The 6,650-nt window shown below is 40.8% G+C and carries 5 protein-coding genes and 3 pseudogenes; all 8 read left to right on the top strand.

Translation table 11 applies throughout. The annotated features are described in order from the left end of the window. Positions 1 to 62 precede the first annotated feature (62 nt). Positions 63 to 446 (top strand): annotated as a pseudogene (locus tag A7090_RS18075) (IS630 family transposase); the annotation flags it as partial. Positions 447 to 596: 150 nt separating this feature from the next. Then, on the top strand, positions 597 to 1,418 hold the full coding sequence (locus A7090_RS18070) for a hypothetical protein (RefSeq protein WP_105275055.1): 822 nt from the start codon (positions 597 to 599) through the stop codon (positions 1,416 to 1,418). Between the two features lie 539 nt (positions 1,419 to 1,957). Further along, on the top strand, positions 1,958 to 3,283 hold the full coding sequence (gene ltrA / locus A7090_RS18060) for a group II intron reverse transcriptase/maturase (RefSeq protein WP_105275054.1): 1,326 nt from the start codon (positions 1,958 to 1,960) through the stop codon (positions 3,281 to 3,283). 76 nt (positions 3,284 to 3,359) lie between these two features. Continuing rightward, positions 3,360 to 3,578, top strand: a pseudogene (locus tag A7090_RS18055) (transposase); the annotation flags it as partial. Between the two features lie 9 nt (positions 3,579 to 3,587). Next, a pseudogene (locus A7090_RS18050) lies at positions 3,588 to 4,190 on the top strand (type VI secretion system tip protein VgrG); the annotation flags it as partial. Next, a complete protein-coding gene (locus A7090_RS18045; protein WP_001524683.1) occupies positions 4,177 to 4,779 on the top strand; it encodes a hypothetical protein in 603 nt (200 codons plus the stop codon). The pseudogene A7090_RS18050 and the gene A7090_RS18045, both read left to right, overlap by 14 nt. Continuing rightward, positions 4,748 to 5,569 carry a hypothetical protein gene (locus A7090_RS18040; RefSeq protein WP_089709252.1) on the top strand — a complete coding sequence of 274 codons (822 nt, stop codon included), beginning with the start codon at positions 4,748 to 4,750 and terminating at the stop codon, positions 5,567 to 5,569. The genes A7090_RS18045 and A7090_RS18040 overlap by 32 nt, the downstream gene beginning before the upstream one ends. A 230-nt stretch (positions 5,570 to 5,799) precedes the next feature. After that, the gene (locus A7090_RS18030; protein ID WP_021555336.1) at positions 5,800 to 6,303 is read left to right on the top strand and encodes a hypothetical protein; all 504 of its coding nucleotides are present in this window, start codon (positions 5,800 to 5,802) and stop codon (positions 6,301 to 6,303) included. Positions 6,304 to 6,650: the final 347 nt, after the last annotated feature.

Genomic DNA, 6,650 nt, shown 5'->3' with positions numbered 1-6,650 from the left:
CCCTGGAAAGTTGATCTGAGCTCTCAGTAAATATCAATACGGTTCTGACGAGCCGCTTACCGTTAATCTGCGAATATAAAACGATAAATGAGTACAATGTATCCCGTTTTTTCAATGAGATACGTAAGGTTTATCCTGATTATAACCAGAAAATCCACGTCATTCTGGATGGCGCAGGTTACCACCGTTCACAGTTAGTGAAAGACTGGGCAGAAGTGGTGAATATACAGCTCCATTATCTCCCACCGTACAGTCCAAACCTGAATCCGATAGAACGAATGTGGAAATTAATGAACGAACATGCCCGGAATAATCGCTACTTCAGCAGTACGCGAGAGTTCAGGGACGCAATATTTGAATTTTTCAGTCATACGCTGCCGGGTATAGCGGATTCTCTGGCATCCCGAATAAACGATCACTTTCAGGTACTCAAACCTGCGTCTTGAGGTTTATTGGGTATATAGGTGCCTCCAATGAATTTCTTGATATTACAAATGGCGGAGTTGCTGGCCTTGTTATACGACGCCGAAAAGAACAAAATCTATTTTTGAATAATGTTTATGATTCATCACATTGATTTACATTAAGGAATTTGTATGCGCGGTAAATTTTTTATGGGCTTTCTAATGATTTTTTTTATTCATGGTATCGCATATTCTAATGATAATACTAAAAATACCGTATGGATTTATCATAATGTTTCAGATATCGATGTTTTTGGTAAACATGATTCGCTTATAATAAGTGCCCTTGATGAAACATACAATAAGGTAGTGATAAATATGGATGGGCGAAAGCTAACGATAAATGATTATTCATTGGAAAATAGTCTCGTATGCTCGACTGACTATGTTGAAGTTAAAAAAAATCCCTTGTCATATTACTTATCACAAACAACAGTTGGTATGTACAGGAAATTATTTAAACATGAAGGCAAACTTTTTCCTGAAGAAATATCCATTATGGATTCTGTTCATAAATGTCCTGGGCCATATAGAGATATCTTAAAAATTAATGATCAGATAATAATCCCAGAGAAATATTATGTGCTGTTTTTCAATGAAAAAAAACATACTTCTGAGGAAAAAAAAGAAAAATGGTCGACTTGGTGTCATGATGCTAATCCCAGAAAAGAATTTGATGGTTCATCAAAAGAACATTGCTATTTTGAGGGTTTTGATTTAAAAGGTGCCTATGATAAATTACTAGCACTTAGTTATGAGGAGAATAATTATCTGAAGGAAAAATTACCAATTGGGAATTTTAGTTATAAGATTGATGATAAAAATATTACATATCAATGGATTCATGGAGGGTTAAATATATCCGTGATTATGGAGAATGAGAGTATGAGATATTTATTTAGCGAGAAGCCATCAGGAGTGAATGTAGAGATCACAAATGAAACTCAATACTGATTAAAATTTAAACATTGCTGATTCTGTGGTTTTTATTGGAAGGTAGGAAGTGTGCCGCAGGCACACAAACTTGCAGCATAAGGATATGAGCAGGTGAGTGGCATAAGTCCGGGAAGAGATGGTGGAAGGCCCACCGGAGTCGGTTGTCGGAAGCAGGCTTCAAACCACTTCTGGCTGCTGCGGTAAAGAGCCGTGGTAGTGAGCGCAGAAGTCAAAGTATGAACATAAGTTCAGTAGGTAGGGTATAACAGAGACGAGTAAAACCGAACTCATGTTGACGCGTCGTAATCCAGAGACTGACATCAAAACCGGGGGCGTTTCTACCTTCCGGGATAAGTCCGCGAGTGAGTTCCGAAGGCTGCGCGGGCGGTGTCCGGCGTATAGTGGGCGTGACTGTGTACCGGGCTCTTTTCGGGAACTGCGGGAACCTGTCGCCATGATGTTAAGGGAGAAATGTAAGTGACTGAATTTGCGAACATGAGAGTACCGATGCGTGGCACAGGGACGGAGCTGTCTGTAGTAGTGGAGAAGTCTTTGTAATGAAGATGGAGCGAAGGGACAGCGTCAGACAGTCTTCAGACGAAGCTCAACCGCGCATGGCGAGGGAGGAGGTTTCGATGAAGACAAAATCATTCAGCATCAGCAAATGGCAGGTAGTCCGGGCATATGAACGGGTGAAAGCCAGCGCAGGCGCAGCAGGAGTGGATCAACAAACGCTGGCCGATTTTGATAAAAACAGGAATGACAATCTTTATAAAATCTGGAACCGGATGACGTCGGGAAGCTATCAGCCACCGCCGGTAAAAGGCGTGGCGATCCCGAAGAAATCAGGAGGCGAAAGGATACTGGGTATCCCGACAGTCAGCGACCGTATTGCACAGCAGGTGGTGAAACAGGCATTTGAACCGCAGGTGGAACCCTGTTTTCTGAAGGATTCTTACGGATACAGGCCAGGAAAATCGGCGCTGGATGCAGTGGGGGTGACGAGGAAACGGTGCTGGTATCAGGACTGGGTACTGGAGTTTGATATCAAAGGGCTCTTTGACAACATACCGCATGATTTGTTGATGAAGGCGGTGGATAAACATAACCCGGAGAAGTGGGTGAGACTGTATATCACCCGCTGGCTGACAGTACCGGTGGTGATGGTGGATGGAGAATACAGATGCAGAGACAAGGGTGTACCGCAGGGAGGCGTAATCAGTCCGCTGCTGGCGAACCTGTATCTGCATTATGTATTTGACAAATGGCTGGAAAAGAATCACCCGGGAACGCCATGGTGCAGATATGCAGATGACGGACTGTTACATTGTAGCAGTTATGAAGAGGCAGAAAGATTGCGTGAAGCGTTGCGAAAGCGATTTGCGGAATGTGGTCTGGAAATGCACCCGGAGAAAACAAAGATAGTCTACTGCAAAGACGGCAGCCGAAAGGGCGAGCATGAACACACGGAATTCGACTTTCTGGGGTATACATACAGAAGACGGGTGGTGAAGAACAACAGAAGAAACAGTCTGTTTATCAGCTTCACGCCAGCCGTGAGTAAAACAGCCCTGAAGGGAATGCGAAGGGAGATCAGGGAGCTGGCGATCAGAAGCCGTACAGATCTGAATATAGCGCAACTGGGAGGAATACTGAATCCGATAATAAACGGATGGATGGCTTATTACGGGAAGTATAACCGCTCATCGCTATATGGTGTGTGGAGGCATCTGAACAAGACGCTGGTCAGATGGGTAAGAAGGAAATACAAAGCCCTGCGGCGACACAAGACAAGAGCGAGCCAGTTCCTGGAAGGAATAGCGAAGCGGAGTCCGAAACTGTTCGCCCACTGGCGGGCGGGGATGAAAGGAAGTTTTGTCTGACGGGAGCGGTATGAATTGAGAGGTTCACGTACCGTTCTGCGAGAGGCGGCGGGGGCGGTTCCTGCGGCCTACTCACCATAAGCTGCACTGGTGTCTGGACGTGGTAATGAATGAAGACGACTGCAAAATAAGAAGAGGAAACGCAGCAGAATTATTTTCAGGGATACGGCACATCGCTATTAATATTTTGACGAATGATAAGGTATTCAAGGCAGGGTTAAGACGTAAGATGAGAAAAGCCGCTATGGACAGAGACTACCTCGCGTCAGTCCTTGCGGGGAGCGGGCTTTCGTAATCTTGCCCTGACCATGTCAGCCTGGTGGAGGGAAAGCACAGCCTGGTGGTGAAGGGGGACCTGGCGAGGAAGGTGAGTGGCGCGCTGGGGATAAAGGTGGACGGGGAAATCGTGCTGGAGAGCAGCAGCCGGATAAGCCTGAAAGTGGGTGGTTCGTTTGTGGTCATCCATTCAGGGGGCGTGGACATCGTCGGGCCGAAAATCAATCTCAATAGCGGCGGTAGTCCGGGAACGCCGGTGACGACGCTGCAACCGGCGGTACTGAAGACACCGGGGGGGGAGAAGAGTGGTGATGGCAGTGACTCCGGAGAAGAAAATGGAGACTCTGGGGGGAGCTGCGTGACCGGAAGTGGTGGTGGTGATGATCGATGTGACGATGAGGATGAGCCTGAAAAATATACTCTCCAGTTCCATTTTACAGACGATGACGGGATACCGTATTCAGAAATACGTTACATTGCCTTCTTTGAGGACGGTGCGCAGATTCGCGGTGAAACGGACAAGGACGGGTATACAGAAGTTTTCTCTAGAACCAATGATGCAAATGTAGAAATTAAACTGTTAACTAATGATTATTATATATTTGAGGTGAATTGTAATGAGCACCAGTAATAACATGGGTAGAACCACACAGGCTCAACCAAAGCCCGGTGTAAATGTCTGCATAGTAAAAAAAGAAATAACTAATAAATTCAATGAGATTATTACCAATGCTTTGGCTGAACAACTAGTTGTTTTAAATAAAAGAAAAAAAGACTTATATAGATGGGAGGAGCAAGAAAAAAAAGAATTTCTTGATATTTTTGGGAGAAATGAGATTGAGGCTAATAAATGGCTGCTGAGAGGCGTTGAGGCAATGATATTAGTCAATCAGAGAGTGAAAAGCAATTGTTTTAAATATCAAGATGATGAATGTATTTTTGCCAAAGTGCAGGGAGGGATTAGTATTGAGAATCCTGTTATTGTAGGTCCTAAATTTTTTCATGCCGCGGTTAAAGGATACGATTCCCAGGTATCCACTTTATGTCATGAGTTTTCACATTTAAGCGAAGTTCTGTATACTGACGATTTAAGCCCTCCGGGTAAAAATGCGGAAACAACATCTGCTGAAGAATACAGAGAGCATGCGGAAAATCTTGTAAAAGCTAAAAGTCGAGATGTAATGATAAATGGATATAACATTGAACGTTACTTCGAATAATATTATTCATTGCCTTTATATCACAACCTTTACGCTAATGTTTTTCAGCACAAATTTGAAAGGTGAAAATTATTTAATACCCAAAAAAAATGCTTATGGATCGTTAGTATTCGCAGAAAAGAAGCATGAACATCCGGGTGTTTATGATTTATTTCAATCAAACAAATTCATTACAAAAGATACGACATACTTTGATCTAACTCCTGATTATGCAATGAGTAAAAATGAAAATATTATATTGCAACAAGAAAATCAAGTTTTCTTGACTCTTTCAGTTGAAAGTGTCAAAAAAAATATTATAGCGATAGTTAATGTTTATAATGCTCATGATGGCTATTTGTATATTTATAAAAAGAATATACCTTATAATGGTAAGGAGTTATGTGATAAACGTTTTTTAATTACATCATATGATGTAATTCTCGATTATCTGGGAGGATGGTGTAATTATGGACTGGATATGTCATCTTCTGCGTGGCTTGAGATACCACCTAAAAGCAATTATACATATCAAGTTAATTTAAATGACTACTACGTTTTTTTACCAGGCAAGCATCGCTATAACGTTGGTACTTTTGAGCATCTTATTGTAAGAAGTAATTGGTTCAGAAATGAAAATATAAACACGGCAATGTTTAATATTTTAAACCAAAGTCATCCTAAGAAAAAAATTGATGATTTATTATATAATCTTGATCTCTATGGGGCAAGACTAGGTGTCTTTTTGAGAAGCAATGAAGTTTCGTTATTAATCGATGGGGATGAACTTGACTCTCTTTATAGCAAGTAAGCAAAAATACATAATGGTAAGCCATCGATTGACACCTGGCGGTAGTTTAGGCGTTAATTATTGGGCGGATAAAGGATGTAGTTTGTCACATGCCAGAGAAGTTACACGGCGAATAAACCCAGCAGCAGATGGCTTCGATTTAGTACGTTGGCCAGCATTTGAGCATTCTTGGTATGTATTGAATGATGAAATAACACCCCCACTTAATTACATAAGGATTGTTTAAAACAATGGGGTTTAAAAAAACAATAATCACTTCGGTAGGTTTGATATTTATTTCATTCTCTTTTGTGGCAAAGTGCTCTCAACTCAAAAATTTGAATAATTACTCAGTGATGCTTTGTGGAAAAGTGTCAAATAATATCCTGGATGATATTGGTGGTTATAAAGAAAGAAATAAAAAATCCGAAATGGTAGATTTACTTATATTAATTAGTAATGACGAACCTAACGGTGTTTCTGAGACCAAAGTGATTTCTAATGGTGAAATACATTTTAAGGGGGAAAGTAGTATAAACTTGGATGCCTCATTCATTATGACAATAAATGGTGGAGTTCATACTGACACTGTCACTTATATATCAAAGAAGAATAAAATTATCGGGGGATACTTTTATAATAATGAGAGTAAAACTGATAAGCTTAAGGAAGTATATATCTCAAACACAGGAACTGTATATCATATAAATATTGAAAGTGTCAGCGATGATAAATGTCTTGATAAATTCAAGTAACGATAACGCAAGGATGATTGATTGGATTTAGTTAAGTTTCGAGAACAAATTTCCGCGGCAGAGAGTATAAATGTAGGGGCAAGAATGCTAAAATCGTGAAGTGCACGACAACTATAATTCCAGTTTACTTTGTTTATTTAATTGTAATTTAACCATTAAATGATTAGGTATTTTAGAAAAGGACGCCTGATGAATGTTTAAATTAATTTTGAATATATTTCAATTGTTTTATTGTATGTTAGCAAGGTCAAAAAAGCCATAATTTAATGGCAGGGAAAGATCATCGTGTGCCGTAGGCACAAAGATGCAAAACGGGACGTTTTGCATGTAATAAGCATAAGCTTGTG

Origin of the sequence: Escherichia sp. MOD1-EC7003, from assembly GCF_002965065.1 — a bacterium.
In the GTDB taxonomy this organism is placed as follows: domain Bacteria; phylum Pseudomonadota; class Gammaproteobacteria; order Enterobacterales; family Enterobacteriaceae; genus Escherichia.
The sequence above is the reverse complement of the archived record's forward strand: the minus strand, read 5'-3'. Positions and strand labels throughout refer to the sequence as shown.

Coding starts and splice junctions, on each gene's coding strand:
- A7090_RS18070 (WP_105275055.1), top strand. CDS start 597: ATGCGCGGTAAATTTTTTATGGGCTTTCTAATGATTTTTTTTATTCAT.
- ltrA (WP_105275054.1), top strand. CDS start 1,958: ATGAAGATGGAGCGAAGGGACAGCGTCAGACAGTCTTCAGACGAAGCT.
- A7090_RS18045 (WP_001524683.1), top strand. CDS start 4,177: ATGAGCACCAGTAATAACATGGGTAGAACCACACAGGCTCAACCAAAG.
- A7090_RS18040 (WP_089709252.1), top strand. CDS start 4,748: ATGGATATAACATTGAACGTTACTTCGAATAATATTATTCATTGCCTT.
- A7090_RS18030 (WP_021555336.1), top strand. CDS start 5,800: ATGGGGTTTAAAAAAACAATAATCACTTCGGTAGGTTTGATATTTATT.